The organism is Bacillus jepli (genome assembly GCF_047238305.1).
In the GTDB taxonomy this organism is placed as follows: Bacteria; Bacillota; Bacilli; order Bacillales; family Bacillaceae_L; genus Ferdinandcohnia.
Window position 1 is genome coordinate 3,037,834 of sequence record NZ_JBDFMO010000001.1, and the last position, 26,925, is coordinate 3,064,758.

The following is a 26,925-nucleotide window of genomic DNA, read 5'->3' on the forward strand; positions in this document are numbered from 1 at the left end:
CCTATAGATGACGTTTAGAGAAAGGGTGCGTTCCATGCCTAAAGTAATTTCGATAGGTATATGCAATCCACCAAATAAAATCAATCAAATGAAGACAACTGAATTTATTAAAGACCTCTTTTATGAACATTTTCCAGATATTGATCGGCTCATAAAGGTATTTGCTAATAGTGAAATTGAAGAAAGATATTTCAGTGAATCATTGGACTGGTATGGAAAAGAACATAGCTTTGAGGATAAAAATAATACATATATTGAAAAGGCAATTACATATGGGATAGAAGCTATTCATAATTGTTTATCGAATCAACAAATGCTTGCGAAAAAGATAAATCCTGAAGAGATTGAAACCATTTTTTTTATTTCGAGCTCAGGAATCTCAACCCCAAGTATTGAAGCGAGAATCATGAACAAGATGGAGTTCCAACCACATACTAAGCGAATTCCAGTTTGGGGGCTGGGGTGTGCTGGAGGAGCATCTGGCTTAGCGAGGGCGTTTGATTATTGTAAAGCGTATCCGAAAGCAAAAGTCCTTGTCCTCGCAGTCGAGCTTTGTAGCTTAACTTTTCAAAAAAATGATTTCACGAAAAGCAATTTAATTGGAACTTCATTATTTGCTGATGGTACGGCATGTGTTTGCATTGCTGGCGATGAAGTGGAGTATCATGCGGCAACTCCTATTTGTCCGTCCTTTGTTTCAGCGCAATCGACCTTAATGGCAGATTCAGAGGATGTAATGGGCTGGGATATTAAAAATTCAGGACTACACGTCATTTTTTCAAAAGATATTCCTAGCATAGTGAAGTCATGGTTGAAGGGAAATGTGGAGGCATTTTTACATGGAAATCAACTTTCTATTAATGATATAAAGCATTTTATTGCCCATCCCGGTGGGAAAAAGGTTTTGGATGCATACGAGGCTTCCCTTGAACTTCCGAGTTCGATGACAGTGATCGCAAGAGAAGTGTTGCGCAGGCAAGGAAATATGTCTTCAGTAACAGTGCTTTATGTCTTAAAGGAGTTTATGGAGAATCAACTGGGAAAAGAAGGCGATTATGGGCTAGTTATTGCCTTAGGGCCAGGGTTTAGCTCTGAATTAGTCCTGTTACAATGGAGGAAATAGGATGATATTTTGGATTTTTATTGGTCTAGTAATTGCTCAGAGACTGATTGAACTGCGGATTGCCAAACGAAATGAAAAATGGATTTTATCTCAAGGTGGGTATGAGGTTGGACATGGGCATTATAAATATATTGTTCTTATCCATGGCTTATTTTTTGTATCTCTTATTACTGAGGTTGTCTATGGTGAAAAAGAATTATCGGTGTTGTATCCGATATTATTTTTCTTATTTGCATTAACCCAGCTTGGAAGAGTGTGGGCGCTTCATTCCCTGGGGATGTTTTGGAATACGAAAATTATGATTTTGCGGGGAAGTCAGGTGCAGACTAAAGGTCCGTATAAATATGTCAAACACCCGAATTATATCATTGTCGCTCTTGAGTTCATTTTAATCCCTTTGTTATTTCAGGCGTATTATACCGGATTGATCTTTTCGTTGCTTAACTTTGTGATGATGTCTATCCGCATTCCAGTTGAAGAACGGGCATTAAGTATCCATGAGGAATATCAACAGTCTGGAGTAGCTCGCAGCCGACTACATCTAAATGGTATGAAACCAATAAAAAAAGATTGAAAACAATGAAAACTGTGATACACTAATTGGTAGATGAAAATAATTATCACTATCAGTTGAAAGCTGGTGAAAAGATGCTTACATTATTTGTATCTCTAACAATTGGTATATATGGGTTTATTATGTATCACGTCTTACAACATGTGGCGAATCCAAAACAAAGTCGTCAAAAACATCATCATTCCATTCATGTTACCAGGTGAATACCTGGTTATTTTTATGCAAAAAAATAGTTTCTTAATATTCTGCTTTGTCAAAAGCTGGGGTGTAGAGTAAAATACATATATACACTATTATGCATCGCTCAATAAGGGGATTAGAAATGATTCAAACACAACAAGTTAAACAAATTACAAAGGAAGACTTAGAAAAAAGTCTATCTTCCCTATATGATATTTTCGAAAAAAATAAGGACAAAAAAAGTAGTTCGAAAATCATCCACTTGCTAAAAAAACTATATAACACTGAATATATGATTGGATTTTCTGGTCATTTCTCAGCAGGTAAATCAAGCATGATTAACGAACTCATTGGAGAGAGTTTGTTACCATCAAGCCCAATTCCAACGAGTGCAAACCTTGTTAAAGTAAAACAAGGACGTGAATATGCACGCGTCTATTATCGTAACGGTAAAATCATCGAATACCCGCATCCCTACGACTATGACGTAATCAAGTCATATGCGAAAGACGGAGAAGCAATCGAATCGATTGAGATTAGTCATGCCAACATGAAACTGCCCGAGCAAGTGATCATTATGGATACGCCAGGGATTGACTCAACCGATGATGCCCATCGTGTATCAACAGAATCAGCTTTACATTTAGCAGATATACTCTTTTACGTGATGGACTATAATCATGTCCTTTCCGAGCTGAATTTCCAATTTACAAAGGAATTAACGGATCGAAATAAGACAGTTTACTTAATTATAAACCAAGTCGATAAACATAAAGAATCAGAATTACGTTTTGTATCCTTTAAACAAGGGGTAGAAGAGGCATTCCAAAACTGGAATGTGGCATACTCAGACATTTTTTACACAACATTGAAGGAGCCAGATCACGAGCATAATCAGTTCAAACAAGTTCAGCAGCTTCTTCATGAAAAAATGGCTAATAAAGATCAGCTTCTATTAGAAGGCATTTTTCATTCGGCAAGACAAATTATTCTTGAGCATATTGCATTTTTAGATGATCAAAATGCATTGGAACTTGAAGCTACAAAAGAAAAGCTTCGTTCATTAGCAGCGGGCGAGAGGGAAACGATTTCAGTTCGAATTGAAGAATTGAATAATCGTTTAGAAAGTTTTGCTAAAGAACGCGAAAAAATCGAAACAGAGTTTATGGAAGAAATCGAAACCATTTTATCAAATGCGATTCTTATGCCGTTCCAAACACGAGATCTTGCCAAGCGCTTTGTTGAATCTGTTCAACCGGATTTTAAAGTGGGATTATTATTTTCCAAAAATAAAACGGAAAAAGAACGTGAGGAGCGTTTACAAGCTTTCTTTCATGATGTTAAAGAGAAAATGTCCACTCAATTAGAATGGCATTTGAAGGACTTTGTTGGGAGATTCGTTGAAGGTTTGCGACTTACGAAACAACCAACTGGCAACGAGCTAGCAACTGAGTTGACTCCAGATGAGTTGAAAAATTTAATTAAACCAGGTGCTGGTGTAACAGGGGAGTATATACTTACCTATACAGAGGATGTTGGAAATTATATTAAAAGAAAATATAAACAAAAAGCAGTTGCATTATTACACGATATTCTTGAACAACTAAAGGCTGGTACTGCTAAGGATGAAACCAATTTAAAAGACGAGTTACAACAATATGAGGTATACTCAGAAGCTTTTTCGACATTAAAGAAATTTGAAGAGAAACGTGCAGAAGTCCGAATGAAGCTTGAAGACATCTTGGACGGGAAATCTACAGTCAATCGTGTCGAATCAGTTGAAAACTTACTTTCGCAATTTACTGAGCATGTGGAGATTTCCTCTACTGAAGAAATCCTCCATGAGCTAAAGAAGCAGAAAGAAGAAATGTCCAAAGTTGAAAATAAACCAGACCAAAAGCAGAAAGAAAAGAAGGGTTCGTCAGACCAGGCGATTCTTCATTTAGAAAAAGCGCATGAACTAATCAAGCCTATCACCGGTCTCTCAGTACTGGCGAGGGATATTGAGGAAAAGGCATATCGTTTAAAGCATAAACATTTTACCGTTGCATTATTTGGTGCGTTTAGTGCTGGGAAGTCGTCATTTGCTAATGCATTAATGGGAAAGCACGCTCTTCCCGTTTCGCCAAATCCAACCACAGCAACCATTAATAAAATTACATTCCCAACCGAAGAACACAAGCATGGGACTGTACTTGTTAAGATAAAATCAACAAAACAATTACTAGATGATATCAACCATTCCTTACACATTTTTGGAGAACAAGCGGGTAATCTTGAAGCAAGCATAGAGATCATTAACTCAAAAATTAGCAATATCGAAAAAATTGATGCGAAGGAAAAACCTCATTTTTCATTCTTAAAAGCGGTAGTTGCTGGGTTTAAAAACATATCTGCTCATTTAGACCAAACATTAACAACTGACATGGATGGTTTTAATGAATATGTTGCAAAGGAAGAAAAGGCATGCTTTGTGGAATGGATTGAGCTTTACTATGATTGTCCATTAACACAGCAGGGCATTACATTAGTAGATACACCAGGGGCTGATTCAATTAACGCTCGCCATACAGGGGTCGCTTTTGAATATATCAAAAATGCGGATGCAATTCTATTTGTGACGTATTACAACCATGCTTTCTCTAAAGCAGATCGTGAATTTTTAATTCAGCTTGGTCGTGTCAAAGATACCTTCAGCATGGATAAAATGTTCTTCGTCATCAATGCAGCGGATTTGGCAAATACGATTGATGAATTGGAAGATGTAAAAGAGTATGTGGGGTCACAGCTTGTTAGTTACGGAATTCGTTTTCCGCGACTTTATACGGTATCAAGTCGAGCTGCTTTACTTGAGAAGCGTAATGAAGTTAGTGAAAAGGATCTAGGTATTCTTCAAACATCAGGCATTGAACGATTTGAAAGGGACTTTCATTCTTTTGTTATTGATGAACTAACAGAGGTTGCGGTGAATGAAGGATATGTTGATATTCAGCGTGCTACAGCTATTATTAATTCGTATATTCAGTCTGCGAAGGAAGACAAGGATATTAAGCGTTCTAAGCTAGAGAAAGCGAAAGAGCAGCATGCCAAAATGAAGTCTATTGTTACAAGTGTTGATCACAACGCTGCATTTGGAGTTGTCGAGCAGGAGATTAAGGAACTGACCTTTTATATAAAGCAGAGAGTTTTTCTTCGTGTTTCGGATATGTTTAAGGAAGCGTTTAATCCGTCATCGCTTAGAGATGATGGACGTGATTTAAAAAATGCCCTACAATCTTGTTTAGTGGAATTTTTGGAATCAGTTGGCTTTGATTTGGCACAGGAAATGCGTGCCACTTCATTAAGAATTGAAACCTTTATTTCAAAGCGACTTCATGGCCAGCTTGGTAGTTTTAATGAACAAATAAAATCAATCAATCCAAACATGAGTATTTCGGAGTCTGTTAAACTTGACTTTGAATCGATTGAATTTAAAAATGGTCTTGTGAATGAAGAACTCTCACGTTATAAAAAGGCGCTTAGTTTGTTTAAAAATCCAAAATCATTTTTTGAGAAAAACGAAAAAAAGCAAATGCAGGATGAACTTGAAGTATTGTTGGATGCACCTGTAAGTTCTTATCTTGAAGAAAATAATAAAAAACTTATTGCTTTTTATAACCGAGAATTTAATAAAGGGCTACAAGTTCTTCAAAATAATGCATTAAAGGAAATTAACGAGTATTTTGATGGGGTCACAAAGATCTTATCTGAAGATATTGATATCGACAGTTTAAAACAAGTCCATGAAACGTTAAAAAGTTATTATACAGAACATATGGGGTGATGATTTTGTCTGAATCAAAATCTAAGTATCATGCATGTGCAACCTGTATGAATTTCGCTGCTGAACGAAAAAATGGTATAATGACATACAGATGTGTACGCTTAGGCTATGATACAAAACCAGAATATCGATTTAATTGCTGGGAACCTAAGCCCCATATTTTAAAGCTAATGGAAACATCGGAGGAGAAAAAATGACAAACGTCCATGAAGCAATTACAAAACATTCAAATGCACAGCACAATATCGTGAAAACATTCGTTACTCTTGAACAAAAAAGAGAACTGTTTATTGACGAGGCGGTTGCTTTAGCAAAGCAAAACAAGGAATTTACCGTAGATAAGATCAATCAAGTGACGATTGAAATGAATAAACTTGCTCAAAAAGGAATCGTCCCATTACGTAAGCTTGTAACTGCAGATATGGTGAAGGAATATGCGTTCCGAAAATAAAACATGCATTCTAGGTTAATACTAACCACAACTCTCTTATAAAGGAGACATGCATGTTGAAAAAGGAAAGATCGCAGGCTTCAAAGAAAAATAAGTCGGAAAGAAATGTAATAACACCACGTAAATTTCCTTCCTATGCGGAAATAGAAGCTGAAAAATTGAAAAGTAATTAAGAATAAGTCCTCTAAACAAAGAGGGCTTTTTTCTTTGCTTGGAAGGAAGATACAAACAATAGCATGGTGAATATGTGGTATAATTTCTTTTATGAGGAATTTTTGATAGGGAGGATATGCTGATGAAAAATCAGATCATGTTAATAGATGGAATGGCATTATTGTTTCGCTCTTTTTATGCTACCGCAATGAGTGGTTATTTTATGGTAAATAGTAAAGGGATACCAACAAATGGTATTCACGGTTTCGTAAAGCATATGATGACAGCAGTCAATACGTACAAACCTTCGCATGTGATTTGTTGCTGGGATATGGGCAGCTCCACATTCCGGACGGAAATGTATAACGATTATAAAGGAAATCGCGGTGCACCACCAGAAGAGCTGATTCCACAATTTGATCTTGTTAAAGATGTAGTTGAATCATTTGACATCCCGAATGTGGGGCTATCCGGGTATGAGGCCGACGATTGCATCGGAACGCTTGCTAAACAATATAGCCAGGAGTCCGAAGTGATCATTCTGACCGGTGACCAAGACATTCTGCAACTACTTGATGACAATATAATGGTTCTTATTATGAAAAAGGGAATCGGAAATTACGCGGAATACACAAGTGAAAGCTTTTTAGAGGAAAAAGGTATTCGCCCACAGCAAATGGTAGATCTTAAAGCTTTGATGGGTGATACAAGTGATAATTATCCTGGTGTTCGAGGAATCGGTGAGAAAACAGCACTGAAACTCCTTCAGCAATTTGAAACCATTGAAGGTATTCTTGAAAATGTGGAGAATTTAACAAAAGGTCAAAAGACGAAGATTAAAGAAGATTTGGACATGCTTCACTTATCTCGAAAATTAGCGAGAATTCATTGTGAAGTTCCGATTAACTGCTCACTTGAGGATGCATTAATCCAAATTGACCGTGAAAAAGTTCATGAAAAGTTTACCGAGCTTGAATTTAAGGGCTTGGATCAATTTATTAGTTAATAGAGTGCTCTTGGGAGTGCTCTTTTTTTAAATCAAAAGAAATTTTGGTGCTTGACCAAAAATACTGTCACTATTCTTGGAATACTGTCATTAGCAATATTTTTCCAAAACAAGGATGCCCCAAGGGCACCCTAGCCAACATTATATCTTTGTATTCTTTTTCTTTGCTCTGTTTTCTAGCTCGCTTTTCGGTTCCATAGAGAATTCTTCTGTATTCTCATTATACCCTTGTGGATTCACGCCTTTAGGAGCTTTCCCGCGGTTGTTTGCTTTTTTCGCCATGACATGTCACCTCCATTTCGTATTATTTCCAACCTATTTTGGATTATGTCTTGTATAGAAAGGGAAGAGAACTAGGAAACTAACCATGAGGTGAGAAGCGTGAACAAAGGAATCTTAACCGCATTACTTACAATTGGACTAGCTCAATTTTTAAAAATACCAATTAAGAAAGTGAAAACGAATAAATGGGATTGGGGTACTTTTTTTGAAACAGGTGGCATGCCAAGCTCTCACTCAGCGGGGGTATCCTCATTAGCTACCTTTATTGCGTTAAAAAGAGGAATTCCGACCATTGATTTTGCGTTATCGACGGTATTTGGGTTAATCGTAATGTATGATGCCCAAGGAATTCGTAGGCAATCCGGTGAACTAACAATAAAAGTGAACGAACTAGATGAAGAACTGGAACGATTAGCAGGTCAAAAGGACCATCATTACCATGATCAAAAGGAAAAAAAGTTGAAGGAAAGACTTGGTCATCAGCCGGAAGAAGTAATTGGTGGTGCACTTTTTGGAATGATTACAGGCACAATAGCCCATTTTTTAACAAAAAAGTCGTAGAATTTCGACAAAAAATGCGGTAGTATTAGGGTAGATTCTGTATTTTTTGTTGGGGATGGGGACAATTGTTTAAATTAGAAAATCGTGTAAAAGAATATCTGCAGTTTTTAGCCCAGAAAGGTTTTATACTCGGAGAAGACGCAGTTGGTTTTATTACATTTGGACAGCATTATACGGCAGCAACCGATGAAATTGTGAATGTTGCAATCGAAATTACATTAAAAGCCCAAAAGGAATTTGACGGCAGCTTTTTCATCTCTTTATTAGAAATGCTAAAGGAAAATCAAATTCAAAATCGCAAACAAGCCTATCAATTCGTGGAAGAACGCAATATTATGTCATAAAACCCTTGGAGCTATTAAGTCCAAGGGTTTCCTTCAGTTTTCGTTTTTTCTAATGCCCTGTCTAGCTAATTCATCAGCTACTTTATTTTGTGCACTTGGGATCCATTTTAGAAAAAAGAGATCTAATTCTTTTGATAATTGTAAGGCTTTTTCGAGCAAGGGTATAAATTTTTTATTTTTCACATATTCTTTTTCGATTGCTCGGTCAACAAGTTGGGAATCTGTTCGAAAGGAAACGACTCTGTAGTCATTTTGAATACAAATTTCCAGCCCCTTAAGTAGAGCGTAATATTCAGCTTCGTGGTTTGTCATAATACCAAGTGGAATCGAATGCTTTTCGACAATACCATTTCCTTTAATAAAAATGCCGGCGCCAGATGGACCTGGGTCTCCTGCACTTGCACCATCGATATACACTTCAATCATATAATGCCTCCGTATCAATGAATAAGTAAATTTTATCACTAATAAGACTCAAAAGAAATTGAAAAAGGATGCCTTTTCAGACATCCTATTGTATCAATTATGCGTTTTTATTTTTATGGAATGTACGAGCAATATAGATAAAAGGTGTATCTATTAAGGCTACTAACCATTTAATAAAGTAAGTCGTTACAACAATTTGGATCCACACATCGAATGGATACACACCAAGAAACGCAATACTTGTGAAGATTAATGTATCAAGTAGCTGACTAATCATTGTACTCCCATTATTTCGAATCCAAAGTTGGTTGTCCTTTGGAAACCGTGCTTTAATTTTTGAGTAAATAATGACATCGGAATATTGACTAATAAGAAACGCAAGTAAACTTCCCAATGCAATCCGTGGGAGAAGTCCAAAAATGGTTTCCAAAGATCCTTGTGCAAAATCCACTTCATGCGGATCAAAAGCTAGCACAAATTGCATGATGATTGTCATTGCAATCAGTGTGAAAAAGCCAAGCCACACACCTTTTTTCGCTTCTTCTTTTCCGTATTTTTCATTTAAAATATCGGTAATCAAAAAGCTTGTTCCATACATAATATTACCGAGAGTAGCTGTTAGTCCAAATAATTCAACCGTTTTTACAACCTGTAGGTTGGCTGCCACCGTTGAAAAACCAATCCAAACAAATAACCCGGGTTTTCCAAAAAGTCGATAAATCGCCAGGACTAAAATAAAATTGACAATAGCAAAAATAAACCAAAGTACTTCATTATACATAGTATTCCTCCTATAGTTTTGATAACGCGGGAGTTCACGAACCGCGAAAGGACGCATTTAATTGTCAAAGTTTTATTATAGTACGATATGAATGAAAGTGGAAGTACTTTAGTGAATGGAAAAAGTGTATAATGAGTTAAATATTAGGAAAAATGAAGATACGTTCCATTAGAGAGGATGAGCCTGATGAAACTTAAGCTAGAATGGACATATAAAACGCCAAAAAACCAAGTCATCACCTTGATGTCTGATGAGGTTACTGCTGAAGATGCTTTACGAATAGCAGAAGACTTTGAGCGAACAGGACGTACGAAGGATCTTGTCTTTTATGATGAGCGACAAACAAAGTGGACAAAAAAAGAACTCATCAAGTTGATTAAAGAAATTGAAACTGAACCTCAGGATATTTTGGCTTATTTCGATGGAGGATATGATATACAATCAGGTAATGCCGGTTTAGGCGTTGCCATTTATTATACGCAAAACAAAAAAACATATCGTGTCAGAGTTAATGAAATGTTTGAAGAGATGGAATCGAATAATGAAGCAGAGTATGCCGCATTTTGGCTGATGCTTAATACATTGGAGGAATTAGGCGTACACCACACTACAGTGACCTTTAAAGGGGATTCCCAAGTTGTGTTAAACCAGCTTTCTGGAGAATGGCCGTGCTTTGAAGAAAACCTGAATAGATGGCTGGATCGAATCGAGGAGAAAATTCAAAAAATGGGGATTCAGGCTAATTACCATTCAATTGGGCGTAAGCAAAATACAGAAGCAGATCGACTAGCTACCCAAGCATTGGAAGGGACATTCGTTTCTAGTAAATTTGAAATAAAAGGTTAAGTAATTAAGCCTACCCCTCATACTCTTAAAATAAGTAAAAAACTGACGGGTAATGATGACTATAACGATGAAGATAAGTGAAACTGATTAAATTAGGAGTTGAATGTTAATGAACCGGAAGGAACTTATTTTGGAAGTTGGTGAAATGCTTGACACATATTGCCAAGATTGTTTCGTAAGAGAATATTTTCGGAAGGAATATGGAAAACGGTATGCTCAAAATTTCTGTATTAAAAATTGTACAGTGGGTCAAAAACTGAAGGAGTATGGAGAAAAATTGTCATAATTAAGTAGGGCTCTTTCCGATAAAGAGCCCCAAAAAAGGCTGATAAAAATCAGCCTTGGTTTCACATTCTTAAGATAAAATGTAAGAATAGAATTATAGCTTTACAACGTTAGCAGCTTGAGGTCCACGATTACCTTCAACTACTTCAAATGAAACTTCTTGACCTTCTTCTAGAGATTTGTAACCTTCACCTTGGATAGCTGTGAAGTGTACGAATACATCGTCTCCACCTTCAACTTCGATGAAGCCAAATCCTTTTTCGTTGTTAAACCATTTTACTTTACCGTTTTGCATTATGCTTTTCCTCCTAAACCTTCGGCACAACCGTGCAACGTAAAAATTTTTTCAGATAGCCACTCATTTATGTATCTTTAATAATAAAAACATTAAAAAAATACTAAACTTCTAGCTAAATGATGCTTATAATATACAACCAAAATCGTGTTAAGTCAAGGGAATAGAGGGTTTTTTACGTATTCTTGGAAAAAATTTGTGTTAAATAAAAATGCGCTTACAAAAAACGCTTAATATTTTTGTATTTTCAAATAATTATTGTGGTATTTCCATTTTTTGATATAATAATAGAAACAGGCTTTATTGGGGAGTCGTACAAAATGAAGAACGATCAAACAAAAATCACTGTTATTCATCCAGCGGAATTTGATAGTATTATTAATTCACTTGACAGCGATTACAATAATGAATTATCAATTAAACCCGTATCAATCATTACTGGAAAGCTAGAGGAAGCAATTGATCAGGTAGAAGATATTTTTTATTTTGTTAAAAAACATACAAAGCTACCGCTAGACGAGATTAAACAAACGGTTATCCCAATTATCCAAACTGCATCCGAAATACCACAATTTTTTCATTTGTTTTACCAGCTTCAATCTGCAGATGATTATACATATCGACATAATATCGGCGTGGGTGTCATTGCGACGTTAATCGGTAAATGGCTTTCATTGTCTGATGAGGATTTATCAGCACTCACCATCGCAGCAACCTTGCATGACATTGGTAAAACAAAAATTCCCACTGAAATTTTAAATAAACCTGGTAAATTAACGAAAGCCGAATATGAAATTGTAAAGAAACATACGATTTATGGCTATGAAATTTTAAAAAACACAGCTGGAATTAGCCCCGATATAAGCCTTGTTGCCCTCCAACACCACGAAAGAGAGGATGGGAAAGGGTATCCCTTCGGTTTAAAGGGTTCCAAAATTAGTTATTTATCCAAAATTGTAGCTGTAGCAGATGTCTTTCATGCAATGTCATCGAATCGGGTTTATCATGATGCAACACCATTTTATCAGGTCATCAAACAAATGAATGACGATATGTTCGGAAAGCTTGATCCGACCATTTTAGTCCCATTTCTACAGCAAATTATGAATGCATTAATTGGCCATCATGTGTTGCTTACAGACGGTAAAATTGGAAGAATTAAGTACATTAATCCATATGATTTATTAAATCCATTAGTTGAGGTATCTAATACAATATTCGATTTATCTATTCAAAAATCAATTCAAATCGAACGCGTTTTAGCAGATTAGATGGAGGTTATTCATATGTTCAGATACAATTATAATGGAAAAGAACTCATTATTCGGTTTACCTCACAAACAAAAAATATCAATCTTAATAAGAATGATTTGTATAATAAAATCATTTCTATTCGTGATAAAATCGTGGACGCCGATCATGGTACCTCGTTTATTGTGGAGGATGATCAAGGTCGCTTTGCTGTAGGAACTGTACAGCACGGGGAATTAACGGTCATAACCATCCATCATCTCGTCGAACAAACACAAATGTATCTACAGAAAAGAGAAGCTAAAAAACCATCATGAATGGTTTTTTAGCCCATTAAGTTCTGCATGCTAGTCTCCATATTCTCCCATAAAAACTTTATTCCACTATACAATTGAATTTTGATACAATTAAATAATTAGTACGATTGAAAAGAGGATAATTATGAAAGTGTTAATCGCGGAAAAACCAGATCAAGCGATGAAGCTTGCTGCTCCCTTTAAGAGTAAGAAATCTCAAGGGTTTATTGAGGTTGCACCCAATCCACTATTTCCAAATGGGGCTTATTTTACATGGGCAGTAGGCCATATTTGTGAGTTGTTACCCCCAGAAGATTATAATCCTTCATGGAAAAGCTGGCGAATTGAAACCCTCCCTATCATTCCAGACCAATTCTTATATCGGGTCATGAGATCAAAATCAAAGCAATTTACGATAATCAAAAATCTTCTTCGAAAGCCTGAAGTATCAGAGATCATTCATGCGGGTGATGCTGGTCGTGAAGGGGAATTGATTATACGAAATATTATTGAGATGGCTAAGGTGACAAAGCCATTGAAGCGTTTATGGATTTCTTCCTTAACGGAAAAGGCGGTGAGGGAAGGTTTTCAAAATCTCTTGTTAGAGCAGGACACAAGAAATCTCTATTATGAAGCAAAAGCCCGTGCATGCGCTGATTGGATTGTCGGCATGAATGCTTCAAGAGTCTATACTTTATTGTTAAAGCAAAAAGGAATTTCTGACGTGTTTTCCGCAGGAAGAGTTCAAACACCGACGTTGGCATTAATTGTAAAACGGGAAAAAGAAATCACAAACTTTAAATCAGAACCCTTTTGGGAGGTTTTTGCGAACTTTCAAATTGAGGGTAAACAATATGAAGGAAAATGGATGAAGGATAACGAGTCACGAGTTTCTTCAAAGGAAATGGCAGAGAAAATTGCGGCATTTTGTAAGAATAAGCCTGCTGAAATAGCTGAAGTGGAAATCGAAAAGAAGGAATATCAACCGCCTTTATTATTTAATTTGTCAAGTCTTCAAGCAACGGCAAACAAGGCTTTTAAATTTTCGCCGAAGAAAACATTAGATGTGGCACAAAGCCTTTATACAAAAGGAATTATTTCGTATCCGAGAGCTGATTCCAGCTATATTACAAAAGGAGAAGCTCAAACCATTCCTGATATCTTTTCAAAGCTTCAAAAACTGGAAGATTATCAAGCTTATTTTCCAACTCCAATCACATCCATTTATAATAATTTTCGCTATGTGAATGAGAAGAAGGTAACAGATCACTATGCGATTATTCCAACGGAGCAGGTCCCAGATCCTAATAAGCTATCAGGTGATGAGAAGAAAATTTACGACCTCATTGTAAAACGATTAATTGCTGCTCATTATCAGCCAGCCATTTTTAACTATACAACTGTTAAAACGTTGGTGGACAAGCGTGCTGAATTCATCACAAAGGGAAAGGTGATGATCCAGGAAGGGTGGAGAAAAGTCCTTTTTCAAGAAGATGGAAAGGACAAGGATGTCATTCTACCTCCACTTGAGAAAGGTGAATCTGGTGTGGTTGAAAAAAGCTACACAAAAGAAGGCAAAACTCAACCTCCAAAGCGATATACGGAAGGGCAGCTTATTACATTAATGAAAACGGCTGGTAAGCATATTGAAAATGATGAATTGGAGAAGATTTTAGCCAAGACGGAAGGACTTGGTACGGAAGCAACACGTGCTGGCATTATCACGATGCTTAAAGACCGGAACTACATTAAGGTTGAGAAGAACCAAGTATTTGCAACGGAAAAAGGCATTCTTTTAATTGACGTGATTGGGGATAAAATCCTTGCCTCTCCTGAAATGACAGCGAAATGGGAACAGCGTCTACATGAAATTGGACAGGGCCAAGCATCACCAGCATCCTTTATGCTGCAGACAAAAAAGCTTTCTCAAAAGATTATCGACGATGCAAAAGAACAAAGTGGAGCATGGGATCTTTCAAATGTGAACGTGGAGAATGTGAGTTCTCAAACAAGCAAATATAAGAAAAAAGAAATCGGTACTGTAGTAGGAACTTGTAAGAAATGTGGAGGTAATGTGATTAATAAAGGCAAATTTTATGGCTGTGCAAACTATAAAACAAATGGATGCCAATTCACAATTTCAGGGAAGATTTTAGGAAAAACGATTTCGAACACAAATGCCGGGAAGCTTCTTTCAGGAAATAAGACCAATCTCATCAAAGGCTTTAAAAAGGACAATAAAACCTTTGATGCTTACTTGAAGTGGAATGACCAAACTCAGAAAATAGAATTTGAGTTTCCTGCAAAAGTGCCAAATGGGAACTAAGGATATTCAGTCGATATTTTTATGTCGACTGAATATTTTTTAATTTTCTTGAAATTTATTTTTCAAACTAATACAATAAAAGAGAAATACTGATACGTACACGTACAAGAATGGATGGATGAATGTTGTTATTTGTTACAGACATGCCCATTGAGGCAAGAGATAAACTTTTATTTGCTGGACTAACACTTTTTACCCAAGTGGGATACCAAAAGACATCTGTGCTTGAAATTGTGGAAATGGCGAGAGTTTCAAAGACAACCTTCTATCAGCATTTTAAAAGTAAAGAAGATTTAATGGTTGCCTTGTTTGAACAACTTGGCGATGAAATGACCGAGGAAGTAAAGCGTGCAATTTTACAGGAAGAAAGAATGACATACAAGGCATTTGGGGGGATTAATCGGTATATCCAAATTTGCTTTGAAAATAAAAATGTTGCTCAAATTTTACTTGTTGAATCAGTCGGTGTGTCTCGAAATGTTGAACTAGTCAGGCAACGGTCACACCAAGTATTTGCGAACATCATTCTACAGACTGTAGAAACAGAGCTCCCAGAAACTGTTTCACAAAAAGAAATGAGAATTGTTGCCCAGGCTATGGTTGGGGCGATCAATGAAGTTATTATGAAGTTCTTTTTTGAAACGAAAGAGGAAGAACTTCATTTTGAAGAAATTTCTCGTTTGCTTAACCGCATTGTCATTTCTGCATTCGTCCATTTGGGAATGCAGGAATAAGTTTTTTGAGTAGTGGATACGAATGCGTACTCGTTTTCCAGATCGGTTTTAGAGGAGGTTAGTAGTATGGTCAATGAAATTGATAATTATAGGTTACCGGAATTAATGCGAAAAATTGAAAAGGTCATTAACCAAAACCCAAGCCCAATTGAAGGTGTGAATGTTATTTATCAATTTAATATAACAGGGGATGAAGAAGGGACATTCCAGCTTCATTTAGCAGATGGTAAAGCGACAGTGTCTGAAAACGTGGAAGATGCAAATTGCACCTTGGTTTTATCAATCGAAAACTTTAGAAAATTTTTAGTAGGAAAGCTAAATGGGACTGCAGCTTTCATGACAGGAAAATTAAAAATAAAAGGGGATCTTGGCAAAGCTATTAAGTTGGAAGGGCTTTTACGCGAATATAATCTTAAAGAACATTTATAAGTTAATTCATTTTAGGGCTGCTATTGGCCTTTTTGAAAGGAGTGAAAGTATGCAGCATATGTTAATGACTGGGTTTCCGGGCTTTTTAGCGACAAGACTGCTACATGCATTGATGCAAAAATACGAAAGTGCTCATTTTGTATTGTTGGTTCATCCAAGTCAATTTGAACTAGCGAATGATAGAATCAAAGATTTAGATAATGTTGAAGTGAAAATAGGGGATATCACCGAAGAATCACTTGGCTTTTCAGAGGTTGATAGAGATCTGCTTCGTGAAAAAGTAACCCATGTCTTTCATCTAGCAGCTATATATGATTTGGCTGTATCACAACCGATTGCTGAAAAAGTAAATATCGAGGGGACTAAAAATATCAATCAGTTCGTTCAGTCATTGCAACGATTGGAAAGATATGTATATTTTAGTACGGCATATGTATCGGGAGACCGTACAGGGATGATTAGAGAAACTGAACTTCAAATGGGGCAGAAATTTAAAAATCATTACGAAGAAACAAAATACAAGGCTGAGATACTTGTTCAGGAGCTTGAGGATGTTCCTTTTACCATTATTCGCCCAGGAATTACTGTAGGAAACTCCGAAACCGGTGAGACGTCGAAATTCGATGGACCTTATTTTATCATGCGGATTTTAGACAGGATCCGCTTTATGCCTATTCCTTACTTGGGAAAAGGAGATGTCTTATTTAATGTTGTACCGTACGATTACCTGATTGATGCTACGGTTTATTTATCAGAGGCAGAAGGAGCAGAAAGGAAAACCTTTCATCTGACAGATCCGAACCCACATCAAGCACGAGATTTATACCGTATGATTTGTGAGGAATTACTTGGCAAAAAGCCAACCTGGACGATTTCTCCAAGACTAGTTGAGCTTGGTCTCTCATTGTCCTTTATGAGGAAATTCTTTGGAGTGGAGAAGGAAGCCGTCTAATATTTTAGATGTTCAACGCAGTATGACGCAAGTGAAGTGAAAAAAGTTCTTGAAAAAGGTGGATTGACTTGCCCTGATTTCAAGGATTATGTACGAAACATCGTAACGTATTATAAGCAACATCGTCATGATCAAGATAAAAAAATACATATTACGTAATTACAATGAGGCTGGTGTCTCATTGTTTTTCTTTGTTATAATGATTGGTAGATAGCGGGGAGGGCGGATAGGATGACTGATTTCAAATGGCATGAAGAGGCGGAAAAGCAATGGGATGGTCGGGCGGATTTTTGGAGTAAACAAAGCCAAGCAATGTGGAATTCGGGGAGTCGCTCCACAATTATCCCGTTTTTTACACAATTCCTGCAGAACGATACGCTAATATTAGATGCGGGCTGTGGTGACGGATACGGGTCATTTTTGCTGGCTGAGCGTGGCTATCGGGTGATAGGAACGGACATTTCAGCTGAAATGATTGAAAAGGCAAATAAACGAAGCACGTCTAAAGGTCTTTCATTTGTACAAGGTGATTTAAGTGCACTTCCTTTTGAAGATGCAACATTTTCAGGGGTAATGGCAATTAACTCGATAGAGTGGACGGAGGATCCGCTGCAAGCGATCAATGAAATCAAACGAGTTACAAAACCAGGTGGTATCTTTTGTGCGGGACTGTTGGGTCCAACTGCAGGTCCTCGGCAACATGCTTATTCACGCTTGTACGGTAAAAAAGTCATTCAAAACACGATGATGCCATGGGAATTTGAACAATTGGTTTCGGAGAATGGCTGGACGGTTGTCGATGGCCAACCGGTTTATAAAGATGCTGTAAACAAAGAGAAGATAAAGGGGTTACCTAAGGAACTAAAACAAGCATTATCATTTATGTGGGTGTTTCTATTAAAGAGGAATTAAGAAAGGTATCTCGGCCGTGAGATACCTTCTTTTTATTCCCAATCATATGGTGTCTCCTGATACACATAATAATTGAGCCAGTTCGCAAATAGCAGGTAAGAATGCGATTTCCAGCTGTGTATAGGTGGTTTGGTCGGGTCATTATCAGGAAAATAGTTAACCGGGATAATTTCCTTTCCTTTTGCAAGGTCGCGTTCATATTCCTCTTTTAATGTATTGACATCATATTCAGGGTGTCCTGTTAAGAAAATATGCTTACCATCATTTGAGGCTACTAGACACACACCCGCATCATCGGATACGGACAGCAAGGTTAACTCTTCAGCATTTTCTATTTCCTCAAGTGTTACCTCTGTAAACCGGGAATGTGGGACAAAATAGAAATCATCAAAACCACGTACAAGTTTAACATCCTTATTTACTAAGCGGTGGTGAAATACACCTGTACATTTTTCAGGTAGAGGATATTTCTTAACCCCATAATGATAAAAAAGCCCTGCCTGTGCTCCCCAGCAAATATGTAAGGTCGAGGTTACGTTCGTTTTCGTCCATTCCATGATTTCTTTGAGTTCTTCCCAATAATTCACATCCACAAATGAGAGGTGTTCGATTGGAGCTCCCGTAATGATCATTCCATCAAATTTTCTATGCTTGATAGTAGAAAATGATGTGTAAAATTTATCAAGATGATTCTTTCCAGTGTTTTTTGCGACATGAGTTTCTGGGAATAAAAGTGTAATATTCAGCTGCAATGGGGAATTTCCTAGTAGTCTAAGAAGCTGAGTTTCTGTTCGTTCTTTTTCAGGCATAATGTTTAAGATTACTATATTAAGTGGACGAATATCTTGGCTATAGGCACGGTCCTCATCCATCACAAATATATTTTCAGATTCTAACACTTCTTTCGCTGGAAGGTCATGAGGTATATTAATTGGCAATCTTATCATCCCCCTATTGGTCGTATATTGTCTAGCTCCAGCGACTAGCCCCTCTCTGGTCTAGCCAATCCGTCAAGAAGGATAAAAGGCATCCTTCTCGCCGGCTTTTCTTATGCTTGTCGGACTTGCACAGGAAGTGCTGACATCGACGTTTGCCACAGGACGTGGCAGTAGTTAGTCGATGTTCCTCGATCAAGTCACTTGCGCTTTTCTACTATAATTGAAATTTTACAACAATTCACACATAAATATCAATCAAAATATCTTCATTCGTTTTACGTGGTAAAGGAAATGCATGTACTAGAGGTTTTTCTTTTAACTGGTATACTGAATATTGTAAGATAGGAATGATAAGGTTTGATTTTATGAATAAGTCATGGGGGTAATGTACATGGGATTTTCAACGAAATATAAGTCTGATATTGAAATTGCTCAAGAGGCTGAGTTAAAGCCGATAAAGGAGATTGTGCAGCAACTTGATTTACTTGAAGAAGAAGTCGAACCCTATGGTCATTACAAAGCAAAAATATCGTTGGATGTGATGAAACGCCTAGAAAAGAAAAAGGATGGCAAAGTCATTCTCGTAACATCAATTAATCCTACGCCAGCTGGTGAAGGGAAGTCGACAGTTACGGTTGGACTTGGACAAGGTCTTGCGAAGCTCGGGAAAAGTGCAATGATCGCAATGCGAGAACCATCCCTTGGGCCAACAATGGGAATTAAAGGTGGTGCAACTGGTGGTGGGTATTCACAGGTAATTCCAATGGAGGAAATCAACCTGCATTTTACCGGTGATTTTCACGCGATTACGACAGCAAATAACACATTGTCAGCCTTAATTGACAACCATATCCACCAAGGAAATGAGCTTCAAATTGACGTAAGACGTGTTACTTGGAAACGAGTTGTGGATTTAAATGACCGTGCTCTACGAAACGTGATTGTTGGGCTTGGAGGTCCGATGCAAGGTGTTCCCCGTGAGGACGGATTTGATATTACGGTAGCATCTGAAATTATGGCTATTTTCTGCCTTGCGACCGATTTGCAGGATTTGAAGAAAAGATTATCTAAAATTGTAGTAGGTTATGATATACATAAACAACCAATCACAGCTAGTGATCTTGGTGCAGAAGGCGCACTTACGCTATTATTAAAGGATGCACTTAAACCAAATTTAGTTCAAACACTTGAACACACACCTGCATTAATTCATGGTGGACCATTTGCCAACATCGCTCACGGCTGTAATTCTGTTATTGCCACAAAAATGGCGTCAAAATTAGCCGATTATGTGTTAACAGAGGGTGGATTTGGTGCAGACCTTGGTGCAGAGAAATTTCTAGACATTAAAGCAAGATATGCCAATATTAAGCCAGAGGCAGTTGTCATAGTTGCGACAAATCGTGCTTTAAAAATGCACGGAGGTGTAAAAGAAAATCTTAAAGAAGAGAATGTCGAGGCTTTAACAAACGGCTTAGAGAACTTGCAAAAACATATTGAGACGGTTCAAGCTTTTGGATTGCCGTTTGTTGTCGCTATCAATCGCTTTGTTACAGATACAGAAAAAGAGGTAGAGAAAATTGAAACGTGGTGTGAGGAACATTCATATCCAGTTGCCCTAACAGAGGTTTGGGAAAAGGGTGGTGAAGGTGGAATCGAGCTTGCAAAGAAAGTTCTTGAAGTCATCGAGACTGGAGAGAATCATTTTGCACCAATCTATGATTTATCAACTTCCATTGAAGACAAAGTAAAAACGATTGCGAGAACGGTTTACGGAGCAAAGGATGTGGAGTTTTCTTCTAAGGCGAAAAAACAAATTCGTGATTTCGAGAAATTTGGCTGGGGCAACCTGCCAATCTGTATGGCGAAAACACAGTATTCACTGTCCGATGACCCAACCCTGCTAGGACGTCCAAGTGATTTTACGATTACGATCCGTGAATTCAGACCTTCTATTGGGGCTGGTTTTATCGTTGCATTAACCGGTGATGTCATGACCATGCCAGGACTTCCAAAAAAACCAGCTGCACTCAACATGGATGTAACTGAAGAAGGAAAAGCCGTCGGATTGTTTTAAAGGAAGGTATAAATATGTTTGATCCAACTGTATTTGAAAACTTAAAGGTCGTCATCGAAGGCGCCCTTTATGATTTAGACTTAGAAGGAAAGATCGTGATTATCGATCGTCAAGACCAGGTTGATTTGGCAAAAATGGGAAGGAATTACCACATTGCCTTCAAAGATAAAACAATTGACCAAATCCATGCCTATATGGATTTGAAAATGGACCTCGATAATCTGGTTACAGAACTTAGAAATAAAGACGGAAATCCAGGTTGTGTGCTTGAAATTGGTTTTGTTTTTAAATTGGAGTCATTGGATGATTGCCCTATGGTCCAACAGGTACTAACCACCGTTTGGGGTGAAACAAGAGGGATTCAACAGGAAATTTCGTTTCAATACGGTACAAAAGATCAATATATATGCAATAGTAAAATTATTTTTCGCCGATTAATACTTGAAGATCATATTGATGACTTACTCGAGATGATAAACTATATCATTGATTCCATTCATCAACTTCATAAAGCGATATTATAAGAGGCAATCTTGCCTCTTTTTTCTACATCTAAAGTATTAAATTTTCAGATAATTTAATTATTTCTATAATATTTTATGTGATATATAGTAAAATAGTTATAGCGTATTAAGAAGGAGGCGAATTTATGGGTAAAATCGCATGGGTTACAGATAGTACAGCATTTTTAGATGAAGAGCTTTCCAATCATGAGGATATTTATGTCATCCCGATGACAATCTTTTTTGATGAGGAAGAATACCTTGATGGGGTTACGATTACTCCAACACAGTTTTTTGAACGATTAAAAACAGCTAAAACCATTCCAAAGACATCACAGCCTTCAATTGGGAGCTTTGTGGAATTATATACTAGTCTTGAAGATAGATATGATGAGATTATCTCTGTTCATATCTCTGAAAAATTAAGTGGGACTGTATCGTCTGCAAGACAAGCAGCAGAATTGGTGAATATCCCTGTTACGGTCATTGATTCAAAAATCCTAACCTATCCTATGACTAAATTAATAAAAGAAGGAATGAAACTTATACAGGATGGTGGGACTTCGGCAGACGTTGAAAAGCTTATTGTCGAATTAGCCGAGAAACTAGAAACATATGTCATCATCGGCAGTTTAGAGCAATTGCATCGAAGTGGACGAATGAACACAGCTCAATATTTTCTAGGCAGTATGCTGCAAATCAAGCCGGTCATACAGATCATCGATGGGGCTCTGTCTGTAAAAGAAAAGGTGCGTTCTGAAAATAAGGCAACGAGTAAAATATTAGGTTATCTAAAAGATGCAGTAGAGAGTGAGAAATTGGATGAGATCTATATTTTATACGGCTTGGACGATTCCAAGACAAAGGAATGGAAAGAATTGATTAGAGAATTTGCACCTGATCATATTTCGATCGAGGCTTACCCGCTTGGGGTAGCGATAGGCGTCCATGCTGGTGAAAACACAATCGGAATCAGCTGGATGAATAAATAATTCTATTTGACTAGCACATATTGCACCTCGTTATGTGACAGGGTAGCAATGGCAGCAATTTTATAGCCGATACTTAAAAATTGGGAGATTGTTTCCGCACAATTTGGATGTGGAGGCTCTGTCGGAGCATGAAGGCTCTTATGAATCTGTAAAAATTGATTGGTAAGGGGATTACAAGAAATCAATACGACGTGACGTCCATACCATGCTGTTCCAATTTCCCGATAGATATTATTTGAATGATACATATATGTTGACCACCTTTCACTTTAAGCTGGAGTCTCTCTAGCTTTTTTATTTTATGCAAAGGTTTAAAGGTGCGCGACTGATAGTTGGGGCGTTTTATGTTACAATGGTTACGAAATTGAAGTCGGTGGAGGATATAATGGAGCAGCAACAAATAATTGAAAAAACTACTACATTCGTTAAAAAAAGTTTGGAACATGATAGCAGTGGCCATGACTGGTGGCATATTGAACGCGTTAGAAAAGCGGCTATCCAACTTGCCCAAAAAGAAAAAGCCAATCTATTCATTGTTGAAATGGCAGCATTATTACATGATGTGGCAGACGAAAAATTAAATGACTCAGAAGAAGAAGGCCTCAGGAAAGTTCGTGAATGGCTAACTTCCTTACCTATTGCAGAACCTGAACAAGAAGAGATCATTGAAATCATTTCGACCATGTCCTTTAAGGGTGGTAACCGGCCACCAATGAAAACCATTGAAGGACAGGTTGTCCAGGACGCTGACCGTTTGGACGCAATCGGCGCAATAGGGATTGCGCGCACCTTTGCTTACGCGGGAGCACATGGTGATTTAATTTATGATCCCAATCTACCATATCGGGAAGTTATGACAAAGGAAGAATACCGAAACGGAAAATCGACAGCAGTCAATCATTTTTATGAGAAATTATTAAAATTAAAAGATACTCTTAATACGAATGCAGCAAAAGAAGTAGCCCAGGAACGTCATGATTTCATGTCTGCGTTTCTTGAACAATTTTATAAAGAATGGAATGGACAGTTATGAGGCTTTTAACCGTTGAAAATCTATCAAAAAGCTATGCTGAAAAAACATTGTTTGAGGATATCTCCTTTAGCATTACAGATAATGAACGTATTGGTATCATCGGTGTCAATGGAACCGGTAAATCAACTCTTTTAAAAATCATTGCAGGTGTAGAAGAGGCAGACCATGGGGAAATCACCCATTCAAAGGGTTACACTATCAGCTATTTACCGCAACAGCCTGATTTTTCAATCGGAAATACTGTCCTCGACCAAGTCTTTCAAGGCAATACACCACTCCTTCGTTTGTTAAAAGAATATGAGGAAGCGATGATTCGAATCGAAAAGGAACCGATGAGCACGACGAATCAGGAAAAACTATATGACCTACAGCAAAAAATGGATGCAGCAAATGCGTGGGAAGCGAATTCAAACGCAAAGGCAGTCTTATCAAAACTAGGAATAACGGATTTTTCGCAAGATGTAATGGAACTGTCAGGTGGACAAAAGAAGCGTGTAGCCCTTGCCCAGAGTTTAATTGAGGTTCCAGATTTATTGATCTTAGATGAGCCGACAAACCATCTGGATTACGATACGATTAAATGGCTTGAGGATTATCTTGCTAAATACAATGGCGCATTATTAGTTGTTACCCATGATCGGTACTTTTTAGACCGCGTGACAAATCGAATTATCGAGCTTGATGAGGGTAATCTTTATACGTATACCGGGAACTATAGTAGCTTTTTAGAGGCAAAAGCGCTTCGGATTGAGCAGGAGCAGGCTTCTGAACTAAAGCGGCAAAATTTATATAGACGTGAGCTTGCTTGGATTCGCCGTGGTGCTAAGGCGAGAACGACAAAGCAAAAAGCACGGATTCAACGATTTGAAGAAATTGAGAATGGTAAAAAGACAGTGAATGCCGAAACCTTGGATATTTCAGTTGGCGGCAGTAGGCTAGGTAAAAAGGTCATTGAGCTAAAAAATGTGTCAAAAAGCTTTAATGGAACGAAAATCTTGGAAGATGTGAATTTGCTCATTAAGCCAGGTGACCGAATTGGAATTGTGGGTCGCAATGGAAGTGGTAAATCCACATTATTAAATATCATTGCGGGTAGCATTCCAGTGGATGAAGGCGAAATTGAGATTGGGCAAACGGTGAAGCTTGCTTACTATACACAGGAAAGCATGGATATGGATGTTAATAAACGAATGATTGAATACATCAAAGAAACCGCTGAAATGATTCATACCCTTGATGGAAAAATGATTTCAGCAGCCCAAATGCTGGAGCGTTTCTTATTTCCCATGCACACTCATGGTACACCAATTCGGAAGCTTTCTGGTGGAGAACGAAGACGGCTGTATTTGTTGAAAATCATTATGGGTGAACCAAATGTATTATTATTGGATGAGCCGACAAATGATTTGGATACTCAAACATTAACCGTCCTCGAGGACTATTTAGAAGAGTTCCCAGGTGTGGTAATCACGGTCTCACATGATCGCTACTTCTTGGATAAGGTAACAGACCAGCTCTTGGTTTTTGGAGAGGGGCATAAGATTACAACCTTTTTTGGAGACTATTCGGATTATCTTGAAAAAAATACCGCAGATGCGGCTCAAGCTGTACAAAAAATAAAGGTTGAAAAAGCATCATCCCAGGAGGCACCGAAGCCAAAGAAAAAGAAGCTTTCCTACAAGGATCAGCTTGAATGGGATGAGATTGAAGGGAAAATTGAAGCCCAAGAGGAGAAGGTTGCCGCACTTGTGAAAGAAATTGAGGCAGCCGGAAGTGACTACCAAAAAGCCCAGCAGGCAATGGATGAGCACGCAAAGGAATCTGATGTGCTTGACCAGTTGATGGAAAGATGGGCAGAACTATCTGAAATGATAAGTGAATAAGAAGAGTGGCCCGGCCTTAGAGCCGGGCTTTTTACCTTATAATCGTTTCGCACCTAAGTATCGTGATTGCCAGTAATTAATCGTCATATCATCAATACTCACACCATCCGTCGAATCTGCGTGGATGAATTTATTGTTGCCGAGGTAAATACCAGCATGTGACGGACCTGGCTTATACGTTTGGAAAAAGACAATATCACCAACGCTTGGTGCAGACACATTTGCTCCTTGGCTCCAAATGCCAGGAACTGTTCGTGAGAGGCTAACGCCTTTTTGGGCATACACATATTGTAAAAAACCACTGCAATCAAAGCCATTTGGTGAAGTGCCGCCCCAGACATAAGGTACCCCCATATAGCTCATTGCTATTGAAATTACACTAGCATCTACAGGTGGCGTTTCAATTGGTTCTGTTGCTGCCTCCTTGGTATCTGGATTGTTTGTCCTTGGCTGAGCCTGAGCCTGAGCCGTCACAACTGTAGCTTTTTTGATGGTGAGACCTCTTACATTTTTATTTTTCATAATGTGGTCAATCGTTTCTTCCGTTGCTAGACCGTTTGCTTCTAAATTAAATTTCTTTTGGTAAGCCTTTACACTTGCTTCGGTTACTGATTCAAATTTTCCATCTATCAAACCACTATAAAATCTTAGTCTTTGTAATTTGGTTTGTAGCTGTTTTACCTCAGGTCCCTCGTCACCAATTGTGTAGAAAGCTGGTTTTGGTTGCAGGATCACCTCGTTCAGTTTTTCCAGTGTTGTTTCTCCAGCAATTCCATCAGTTTTTAAATCATATAATTCTTGAAATCTTTTAACAGCTTCTTGAGTGGATGCCCCATAGTGACCATCGATTGTTTCATAGTAAAAATTTAATTTATGTAACTCAAATTGAAGAAAGCGAACTGAATAACCGGTGTGGCCATAGCGTAGTTCCTGTTTTGTATCAAATTGATAGTTTTTGTCTAGTAACGGATCTAGATTTTGCTTTTCTGATGCATCTGCTGCAAGTGGGGCGCCAAAGAAAAATCCAGCCGCAAGTGACGTCACCACAATAGCATCGCGGGCTCCATAGCGTTTTTTCATTGAAGTTCCTCCTTGATGTTTGCAAAAAGCAAAAATAATGTAGTTTTCGAACGGCTTGTTGGATAAAAATGCTATGGAAGAGATGTGTACCTTAACTAAGGAAAAGATGTATTACGATTTCAATCCTTATCACAACAAAAGCGAAAACAACTCATACATGAGCACAATTTTAAGATATTTCGGTAAATAAGCTATTATGACAAAAATTCAGATATTTAGTACAAAAGCGTTAAAATAAGACAAGTATGATTAGTAGCAAAACACGGTTGTTTCAAGGTGTAAGAGGGTTTTGCAGAAAATTTACAAATTCACAACTGGACTGCGCCTATCATAAGCTCTTGTAATGGATTATTGGTAATTGCGTGTGCTACAATTACGGTAGTTGATTT

At 37.7% G+C, this 26,925-nt stretch carries 30 protein-coding genes; 23 read left to right on the plus strand and 7 right to left on the minus strand.

Features of this window, described 5'->3' with window-relative positions; genetic code table 11:
• Nucleotides 1-34 precede the first annotated feature (34 nt).
• The 6 genes from ABC371_RS15535 (at nt 35) to ABC371_RS15560 (ending at nt 7,310) form a co-directional block, all read left to right on the plus strand.
• Complete coding sequence (locus tag ABC371_RS15535; RefSeq protein WP_412897602.1) at nt 35-1,123, plus strand: type III polyketide synthase; 1,089 nt, start codon at nt 35-37, stop codon at nt 1,121-1,123.
• 1 nt (nt 1,124) lies between these two features.
• Nucleotides 1,125-1,697, plus strand: coding sequence for an isoprenylcysteine carboxyl methyltransferase family protein (locus tag ABC371_RS15540; protein ID WP_412897603.1), 573 nt, complete (start codon nt 1,125-1,127; stop codon nt 1,695-1,697).
• A gap of 322 nt (nt 1,698-2,019) precedes the next feature.
• Nucleotides 2,020-5,700: a dynamin family protein gene (locus ABC371_RS15545; protein ID WP_412897604.1), complete on the plus strand. Its 3,681-nt coding sequence runs from the start codon at nt 2,020-2,022 to the stop codon at nt 5,698-5,700.
• Nucleotides 5,700-5,897: a hypothetical protein gene (locus tag ABC371_RS15550; protein ID WP_412897605.1), complete on the plus strand. Its 198-nt coding sequence runs from the start codon at nt 5,700-5,702 to the stop codon at nt 5,895-5,897. The genes ABC371_RS15545 and ABC371_RS15550 overlap by 1 nt, the downstream gene beginning before the upstream one ends.
• Nucleotides 5,894-6,151: a YpbS family protein gene (locus ABC371_RS15555; protein ID WP_412897606.1), complete on the plus strand. Its 258-nt coding sequence runs from the start codon at nt 5,894-5,896 to the stop codon at nt 6,149-6,151. The genes ABC371_RS15550 and ABC371_RS15555 overlap by 4 nt, the downstream gene beginning before the upstream one ends.
• Before the next feature lie 295 nt (nt 6,152-6,446).
• Complete coding sequence (locus tag ABC371_RS15560) at nt 6,447-7,310, plus strand: 5'-3' exonuclease (protein WP_412897607.1); 864 nt, start codon at nt 6,447-6,449, stop codon at nt 7,308-7,310.
• 141 nt (nt 7,311-7,451) lie between these two features.
• Here ABC371_RS15560 and sspL read toward each other — a convergent pair whose 3' ends face one another.
• Nucleotides 7,452-7,592 carry a small, acid-soluble spore protein L gene (gene sspL / locus ABC371_RS15565; RefSeq protein WP_412897608.1) on the minus strand — a complete coding sequence of 47 codons (141 nt, stop codon included), beginning with the start codon at nt 7,590-7,592 and terminating at the stop codon, nt 7,452-7,454.
• 99 nt (nt 7,593-7,691) lie between these two features.
• On the opposite strand from sspL, the gene ABC371_RS15570 reads away from it, so the two are divergent.
• Both ABC371_RS15570 and ABC371_RS15575 read left to right on the plus strand, forming a co-directional pair.
• Entirely contained in the window at nt 7,692-8,153 is a 462-nt protein-coding gene (locus tag ABC371_RS15570) for a divergent PAP2 family protein (protein ID WP_309536658.1), read from the plus strand.
• Nucleotides 8,154-8,218: 65 nt separating this feature from the next.
• Complete coding sequence (locus ABC371_RS15575) at nt 8,219-8,497, plus strand: DUF6123 family protein (RefSeq protein ID WP_412897609.1); 279 nt, start codon at nt 8,219-8,221, stop codon at nt 8,495-8,497.
• A gap of 33 nt (nt 8,498-8,530) precedes the next feature.
• Here the strand turns inward: ABC371_RS15575 and ABC371_RS15580 are convergent, their stop codons facing one another.
• Together ABC371_RS15580 and ABC371_RS15585 are read right to left on the minus strand one after the other, a co-directional pair.
• Nucleotides 8,531-8,923, minus strand: a complete 393-nt coding sequence (locus ABC371_RS15580; RefSeq protein WP_412897610.1) for a reverse transcriptase-like protein — start codon at nt 8,921-8,923, stop codon at nt 8,531-8,533.
• A 97-nt stretch (nt 8,924-9,020) separates the two neighbouring features.
• Nucleotides 9,021-9,704, minus strand: a complete 684-nt coding sequence (locus ABC371_RS15585; RefSeq protein WP_412897611.1) for a queuosine precursor transporter — start codon at nt 9,702-9,704, stop codon at nt 9,021-9,023.
• 186 nt (nt 9,705-9,890) lie between these two features.
• Between ABC371_RS15585 and ABC371_RS15590 the strand changes: the two genes are divergently transcribed.
• Both ABC371_RS15590 and ABC371_RS15595 read left to right on the plus strand, forming a co-directional pair.
• Nucleotides 9,891-10,550 (plus strand): ribonuclease H family protein, encoded by a 660-nt coding sequence (locus ABC371_RS15590; RefSeq protein WP_412897612.1) that lies wholly within the window; start codon nt 9,891-9,893, stop codon nt 10,548-10,550.
• Between the two features lie 109 nt (nt 10,551-10,659).
• A complete protein-coding gene (locus ABC371_RS15595; protein WP_136378016.1) occupies nt 10,660-10,836 on the plus strand; it encodes a zinc-finger domain-containing protein in 177 nt (58 codons plus the stop codon).
• A gap of 93 nt (nt 10,837-10,929) precedes the next feature.
• On the opposite strand, the gene cspD is transcribed toward ABC371_RS15595, so the two are convergent.
• The gene (gene cspD, locus ABC371_RS15600) at nt 10,930-11,130 is read right to left on the minus strand and encodes a cold-shock protein CspD (protein ID WP_010283969.1); all 201 of its coding nucleotides are present in this window, start codon (nt 11,128-11,130) and stop codon (nt 10,930-10,932) included.
• 320 nt (nt 11,131-11,450) lie between these two features.
• Between cspD and ABC371_RS15605 the strand changes: the two genes are divergently transcribed.
• The 8 genes from ABC371_RS15605 (at nt 11,451) to ABC371_RS15640 (ending at nt 18,030) form a co-directional block, all read left to right on the plus strand.
• A complete protein-coding gene (locus ABC371_RS15605; RefSeq protein ID WP_412897613.1) occupies nt 11,451-12,401 on the plus strand; it encodes an HD-GYP domain-containing protein in 951 nt (316 codons plus the stop codon).
• Between the two features lie 15 nt (nt 12,402-12,416).
• Nucleotides 12,417-12,698: a hypothetical protein gene (locus tag ABC371_RS15610; protein WP_412897614.1), complete on the plus strand. Its 282-nt coding sequence runs from the start codon at nt 12,417-12,419 to the stop codon at nt 12,696-12,698.
• Between the two features lie 124 nt (nt 12,699-12,822).
• Nucleotides 12,823-15,003, plus strand: a complete 2,181-nt coding sequence (locus ABC371_RS15615) for a DNA topoisomerase III (RefSeq protein WP_412897615.1) — start codon at nt 12,823-12,825, stop codon at nt 15,001-15,003.
• Nucleotides 15,004-15,125: 122 nt separating this feature from the next.
• Entirely contained in the window at nt 15,126-15,737 is a 612-nt protein-coding gene (locus tag ABC371_RS15620; protein WP_412897616.1) for a TetR/AcrR family transcriptional regulator, read from the plus strand.
• A 66-nt stretch (nt 15,738-15,803) separates the two neighbouring features.
• Entirely contained in the window at nt 15,804-16,166 is a 363-nt protein-coding gene (locus ABC371_RS15625; RefSeq protein ID WP_412897617.1) for an SCP2 sterol-binding domain-containing protein, read from the plus strand.
• Between the two features lie 49 nt (nt 16,167-16,215).
• Complete coding sequence (locus tag ABC371_RS15630) at nt 16,216-17,118, plus strand: SDR family oxidoreductase (protein ID WP_412897618.1); 903 nt, start codon at nt 16,216-16,218, stop codon at nt 17,116-17,118.
• Nucleotides 17,119-17,154: 36 nt separating this feature from the next.
• The gene (locus tag ABC371_RS15635; protein WP_412897619.1) at nt 17,155-17,277 is read left to right on the plus strand and encodes a hypothetical protein; all 123 of its coding nucleotides are present in this window, start codon (nt 17,155-17,157) and stop codon (nt 17,275-17,277) included.
• Between the two features lie 72 nt (nt 17,278-17,349).
• The gene (locus ABC371_RS15640) at nt 17,350-18,030 is read left to right on the plus strand and encodes a class I SAM-dependent methyltransferase (protein WP_412897620.1); all 681 of its coding nucleotides are present in this window, start codon (nt 17,350-17,352) and stop codon (nt 18,028-18,030) included.
• A 32-nt stretch (nt 18,031-18,062) separates the two neighbouring features.
• Here the strand turns inward: ABC371_RS15640 and metA are convergent, their stop codons facing one another.
• Nucleotides 18,063-18,968, minus strand: a complete 906-nt coding sequence (metA, locus tag ABC371_RS15645) for a homoserine O-acetyltransferase MetA (protein ID WP_412897621.1) — start codon at nt 18,966-18,968, stop codon at nt 18,063-18,065.
• A 391-nt stretch (nt 18,969-19,359) separates the two neighbouring features.
• Here metA and ABC371_RS15650 point away from each other — a divergent pair, with 391 nt between their 5' ends.
• From ABC371_RS15650 to ABC371_RS15660, 3 genes are all read left to right on the plus strand, one after another.
• Nucleotides 19,360-21,045 carry a formate--tetrahydrofolate ligase gene (locus tag ABC371_RS15650; protein ID WP_412897622.1) on the plus strand — a complete coding sequence of 562 codons (1,686 nt, stop codon included), beginning with the start codon at nt 19,360-19,362 and terminating at the stop codon, nt 21,043-21,045.
• A gap of 14 nt (nt 21,046-21,059) precedes the next feature.
• The gene (locus ABC371_RS15655; protein WP_412897623.1) at nt 21,060-21,569 is read left to right on the plus strand and encodes a hypothetical protein; all 510 of its coding nucleotides are present in this window, start codon (nt 21,060-21,062) and stop codon (nt 21,567-21,569) included.
• A 125-nt stretch (nt 21,570-21,694) separates the two neighbouring features.
• Nucleotides 21,695-22,540, plus strand: coding sequence for a DegV family protein (locus tag ABC371_RS15660; RefSeq protein ID WP_412897624.1), 846 nt, complete (start codon nt 21,695-21,697; stop codon nt 22,538-22,540).
• Nucleotides 22,541-22,542: 2 nt separating this feature from the next.
• On the opposite strand, the gene ABC371_RS15665 is transcribed toward ABC371_RS15660, so the two are convergent.
• Complete coding sequence (locus ABC371_RS15665) at nt 22,543-22,788, minus strand: hypothetical protein (RefSeq protein ID WP_412897625.1); 246 nt, start codon at nt 22,786-22,788, stop codon at nt 22,543-22,545.
• Nucleotides 22,789-22,925: 137 nt separating this feature from the next.
• Here ABC371_RS15665 and ABC371_RS15670 point away from each other — a divergent pair, with 137 nt between their 5' ends.
• Both ABC371_RS15670 and ABC371_RS15675 read left to right on the plus strand, forming a co-directional pair.
• The gene (locus ABC371_RS15670; protein ID WP_412897626.1) at nt 22,926-23,573 is read left to right on the plus strand and encodes an HD domain-containing protein; all 648 of its coding nucleotides are present in this window, start codon (nt 22,926-22,928) and stop codon (nt 23,571-23,573) included.
• Nucleotides 23,570-25,456: an ABC-F family ATP-binding cassette domain-containing protein gene (locus ABC371_RS15675; RefSeq protein ID WP_412897627.1), complete on the plus strand. Its 1,887-nt coding sequence runs from the start codon at nt 23,570-23,572 to the stop codon at nt 25,454-25,456. The genes ABC371_RS15670 and ABC371_RS15675 overlap by 4 nt, the downstream gene beginning before the upstream one ends.
• A gap of 36 nt (nt 25,457-25,492) precedes the next feature.
• Here ABC371_RS15675 and ABC371_RS15680 read toward each other — a convergent pair whose 3' ends face one another.
• A complete protein-coding gene (locus tag ABC371_RS15680; protein WP_412897628.1) occupies nt 25,493-26,536 on the minus strand; it encodes a C40 family peptidase in 1,044 nt (347 codons plus the stop codon).
• Nucleotides 26,537-26,925 lie beyond the last annotated feature (389 nt).

Coding starts and splice junctions, on each gene's coding strand:
- ABC371_RS15540 (WP_412897603.1), top strand. CDS start 1,125: ATGATATTTTGGATTTTTATTGGTCTAGTAATTGCTCAGAGACTGATT.
- sspL (WP_412897608.1), bottom strand. CDS start 7,592: ATGGCGAAAAAAGCAAACAACCGCGGGAAAGCTCCTAAAGGCGTGAAT.
- ABC371_RS15555 (WP_412897606.1), top strand. CDS start 5,894: ATGACAAACGTCCATGAAGCAATTACAAAACATTCAAATGCACAGCAC.
- ABC371_RS15535 (WP_412897602.1), top strand. CDS start 35: ATGCCTAAAGTAATTTCGATAGGTATATGCAATCCACCAAATAAAATC.
- ABC371_RS15595 (WP_136378016.1), top strand. CDS start 10,660: ATGAACCGGAAGGAACTTATTTTGGAAGTTGGTGAAATGCTTGACACA.
- ABC371_RS15625 (WP_412897617.1), top strand. CDS start 15,804: ATGGTCAATGAAATTGATAATTATAGGTTACCGGAATTAATGCGAAAA.
- ABC371_RS15605 (WP_412897613.1), top strand. CDS start 11,451: ATGAAGAACGATCAAACAAAAATCACTGTTATTCATCCAGCGGAATTT.
- ABC371_RS15680 (WP_412897628.1), bottom strand. CDS start 26,536: ATGAAAAAACGCTATGGAGCCCGCGATGCTATTGTGGTGACGTCACTT.
- ABC371_RS15615 (WP_412897615.1), top strand. CDS start 12,823: ATGAAAGTGTTAATCGCGGAAAAACCAGATCAAGCGATGAAGCTTGCT.
- ABC371_RS15585 (WP_412897611.1), bottom strand. CDS start 9,704: ATGTATAATGAAGTACTTTGGTTTATTTTTGCTATTGTCAATTTTATT.
- ABC371_RS15670 (WP_412897626.1), top strand. CDS start 22,926: ATGGAGCAGCAACAAATAATTGAAAAAACTACTACATTCGTTAAAAAA.
- ABC371_RS15610 (WP_412897614.1), top strand. CDS start 12,417: ATGTTCAGATACAATTATAATGGAAAAGAACTCATTATTCGGTTTACC.
- ABC371_RS15655 (WP_412897623.1), top strand. CDS start 21,060: ATGTTTGATCCAACTGTATTTGAAAACTTAAAGGTCGTCATCGAAGGC.
- ABC371_RS15650 (WP_412897622.1), top strand. CDS start 19,360: ATGGGATTTTCAACGAAATATAAGTCTGATATTGAAATTGCTCAAGAG.
- ABC371_RS15665 (WP_412897625.1), bottom strand. CDS start 22,788: ATGTATCATTCAAATAATATCTATCGGGAAATTGGAACAGCATGGTAT.
- ABC371_RS15550 (WP_412897605.1), top strand. CDS start 5,700: ATGATTTTGTCTGAATCAAAATCTAAGTATCATGCATGTGCAACCTGT.
- ABC371_RS15630 (WP_412897618.1), top strand. CDS start 16,216: ATGCAGCATATGTTAATGACTGGGTTTCCGGGCTTTTTAGCGACAAGA.
- ABC371_RS15590 (WP_412897612.1), top strand. CDS start 9,891: ATGAAACTTAAGCTAGAATGGACATATAAAACGCCAAAAAACCAAGTC.
- ABC371_RS15545 (WP_412897604.1), top strand. CDS start 2,020: ATGATTCAAACACAACAAGTTAAACAAATTACAAAGGAAGACTTAGAA.
- ABC371_RS15560 (WP_412897607.1), top strand. CDS start 6,447: ATGAAAAATCAGATCATGTTAATAGATGGAATGGCATTATTGTTTCGC.
- ABC371_RS15675 (WP_412897627.1), top strand. CDS start 23,570: ATGAGGCTTTTAACCGTTGAAAATCTATCAAAAAGCTATGCTGAAAAA.
- ABC371_RS15640 (WP_412897620.1), top strand. CDS start 17,350: ATGACTGATTTCAAATGGCATGAAGAGGCGGAAAAGCAATGGGATGGT.
- ABC371_RS15580 (WP_412897610.1), bottom strand. CDS start 8,923: ATGATTGAAGTGTATATCGATGGTGCAAGTGCAGGAGACCCAGGTCCA.
- cspD (WP_010283969.1), bottom strand. CDS start 11,130: ATGCAAAACGGTAAAGTAAAATGGTTTAACAACGAAAAAGGATTTGGC.
- ABC371_RS15660 (WP_412897624.1), top strand. CDS start 21,695: ATGGGTAAAATCGCATGGGTTACAGATAGTACAGCATTTTTAGATGAA.
- ABC371_RS15620 (WP_412897616.1), top strand. CDS start 15,126: ATGTTGTTATTTGTTACAGACATGCCCATTGAGGCAAGAGATAAACTT.